Annotated in this window: 3 protein-coding genes; 1 reads left to right on the top strand and 2 read right to left on the bottom strand. The window is 61.1% G+C overall.

What is annotated here, in order from left to right:
* A partial coding sequence (locus VIW95_RS16235; protein ID WP_331588468.1) for an LLM class flavin-dependent oxidoreductase occupies positions 1-916 on the bottom strand: 916 nt, incomplete at its 3' end.
* 122 nt (positions 917-1,038) lie between these two features.
* On the opposite strand from VIW95_RS16235, the gene VIW95_RS16230 reads away from it, so the two are divergent.
* The gene (locus VIW95_RS16230) at positions 1,039-1,887 is read left to right on the top strand and encodes a nickel-binding protein (protein ID WP_331588466.1); all 849 of its coding nucleotides are present in this window, start codon (positions 1,039-1,041) and stop codon (positions 1,885-1,887) included.
* A 25-nt stretch (positions 1,888-1,912) separates the two neighbouring features.
* Here the strand turns inward: VIW95_RS16230 and VIW95_RS16225 are convergent.
* Positions 1,913-2,594 (bottom strand): LLM class flavin-dependent oxidoreductase (locus VIW95_RS16225; RefSeq protein ID WP_331588463.1); only part of this gene is annotated, 682 nt, incomplete at its 5' end.

Raw genomic sequence — 2,594 nt, 5'->3', positions numbered from 1 at the left:
CTTCGATTCGTTTGTCGAGATCGGCGAGCGACAGACGGTAGTCTCCGATTGCGACTGCCTGCTCCGCCATCTTCTTGTAGTACTCGTAGCCCTTCACTTCCTGCTTGGCGAAGGGTGTGAACAGCTCGGCAGCTTTGCGCGTGGTGAAATCGATCGCGTCCTTCGCGATCACCTTGGCTTCCTCGCGGGTCGGTGCGCATACGCAGACCGTCGCTGCGGCAGTGCGATCGTTCACGAATGCGCCGACCGGCTCGCAGGTGCTGATTGCTTTTTTGTAGATCGCGATCAGCTTATCGAGCATGCCCGGCTCGGAAATTCCGAAGCCGAGCGCGCCGATTCCCTTCTGACCCGCGATTTCCCAGGTCGATGGCTGCGTCGCCGCCACCCACATCGGCGGATGGGGTTTCTGGATCGGCTTCGGAATCACCTCGCGCTCCGGCATCTTGAAAAACTTGCCGTCGTGGCTGAACGTCTCATTCATCCACATTTTCGGGATCGCGGCCACCGCCTCTTCCCACATCGCCCGCGAATCTTCCGGGTTGACCTGGAAGCCGCCGAGTTCCTGCTCGGTGATCGATCGGCCCGAGCCGAATTCCACGCGCCCGTTGGACATGATGTCGAGCACCGCGATTCGCTCGGCCACGCGCACTGGATGATTGAACGGAATCGGCAGCAGGCAGATGCCGTGGCCTAGCCGAATCCGGCTCGTCACCTGGCTGAGCGCGCCGTACCAGACTTCGGGCGCCGACGAGTACGACCACTCGCTGAGAAAATGATGCTCGACGGTCCAGACCGAATGGTAGCCGAGGCGATCCGCAAGTTTCACCTGCTCGGTCGCCTGCTGGTAGATGTCGTACATGAAGCCGGGGTAATGCGGCCGGCTCCGCTGAAGCTCGTACTGCAGCGCAAATTCCATCAACAGTCCTCCGTCAGTCTCTCGAGCGTGAGCAAGTTGGTTCTGCAAACACCTGGCGACAGCCGCCTGCGCCCTTGATTTTCAATCCGCTATTGCACCATGCGGGCTGCAGAGGTAGCAACTTGTCTGGGGCTCAAATGACACTTTACATGGACATCCACAACCTTCAAGGAGCGACCACCGAAGAGGTTGATAAGGCGCACTTCGCCGATCTGGCCGAGCAGGGGAAGTACCACGTCGAGTACGTAAAGTACTGGTTCAACCAGAACCGCGGCAAGGCTTTCTGCCTCGTCTCGGCGCCTAGTCCGGAGGCGGTGCAGTTAGTACACCGTAACGCTCACGGCCAGATGGCGGAGCGAATTATCGAGGTCCAGCCCGAACTCGTAGATGCGTTCCTCGGAGGAGGCGAAACCAGTCCTTCCGGAGCCGTGCTCACCGCTGGCGATGCAGGCAATGAGCGAGACTCTGCAATCCGGACAATTCTCTTCACGGACATCGTCGGTTCGACGGATGAAGCGTTGGGGGACGACGCCGGTATGGCTCGGCTAGGCGTCCATGACCAGATCGTTCGAGACGCTCTGACGGCGGCAAACGGTCGCGAGATCAAGCATACCGGCGACGGCATCATGGCGTCCTTCGTATCGGCAGCGGCCGCGGTTCGCTGCGCGACCCAAATACATCGCGCCCTGGCCAAGCACGCCCAGGAGCAGACCGAGTATCCGGTGAAGGTTCGGATTGGCGCTGCGGCGGGAGAGCCCGTCGATCATCGGCACGATCTCTTCGGTGCGACGGTTCAACTGGCCGCGCGGCTTTGCGCCCACGCGGAACCCGACCAAATATTGGTGTCTAACGTGGTCGCAGAGCTATGCCTCGGAAAGGGCCTTCCGTTCAAAGACTTGGGAGATGTCTCACTGAAGGGTTTCAATCGCCCGATCAAAATTCAGGCGGTTGAATGGTCTGGAGCGGCGTAGAACGTAACCGGCCGCTGCCAATCGGTCAGGCGTAAGCTGCGGCCGGGGACGCGGCGGGTTGTGCGGCCGTGATGCCGCCCGGCGTTTTCCACGAATGAATCTCGTCGAGCGCGTGACGGCCGATGAGCTCGATCGACTTCATGATGCGATCGTGCGGGATGCCGCCGTACTGCAGGAAAAATAAAACCTGGTCCGCGCCGAGCTCGCGGTAGCGGCGCGCGACGCGCACCGCCTCGTCCGCCGCGCCGACTGCGATCAGGTCGCCGTCTTTCAGGAAGTCGTAGTAGTCCGTCGTAAATTTTGCCGGATCGAACTTCGACGCGGTCTTCAGATATTTGTACGACTCATCGGTCTTGCTGGCCGCCGCCACGCTCGACACCAGCTCGAAACCCTTGCGCACGTACCAGAGCACGGCCTCGCGCGCGAGATGCTCGGCTTCGTACGGGTCGTCGCTGACCAGCCCCATGATGTTCATCGAGACCTGGTTGTTGACCGTCTGCCCAACCGGCCGCGCGTTTTTGATTCCCGCGCGATAAATGTTGATTCGCTCCGCCACCTGCGCGAGCTCGACCCCGAGCGTGAAACAAAGCACACCCAGCCCGCGCTCGGCGGCGAGCTCGAAGGTCGTGGGATTGGTCGCGGCGACCCACATCGGCGGATGCGGTTTCTGAATCGGCTTGGGAATCACCGACACCGGCGGATCGACA

This window comes from Binatus sp. (SeqCode) (assembly GCF_036522015.1).
Taxonomy (GTDB): domain Bacteria; phylum Desulfobacterota; class Binatia; order Binatales; family Binataceae; genus Binatus.
Note: the sequence above shows the minus strand (reverse complement) of the source record. Positions and strands in the feature narration are given on the sequence as shown.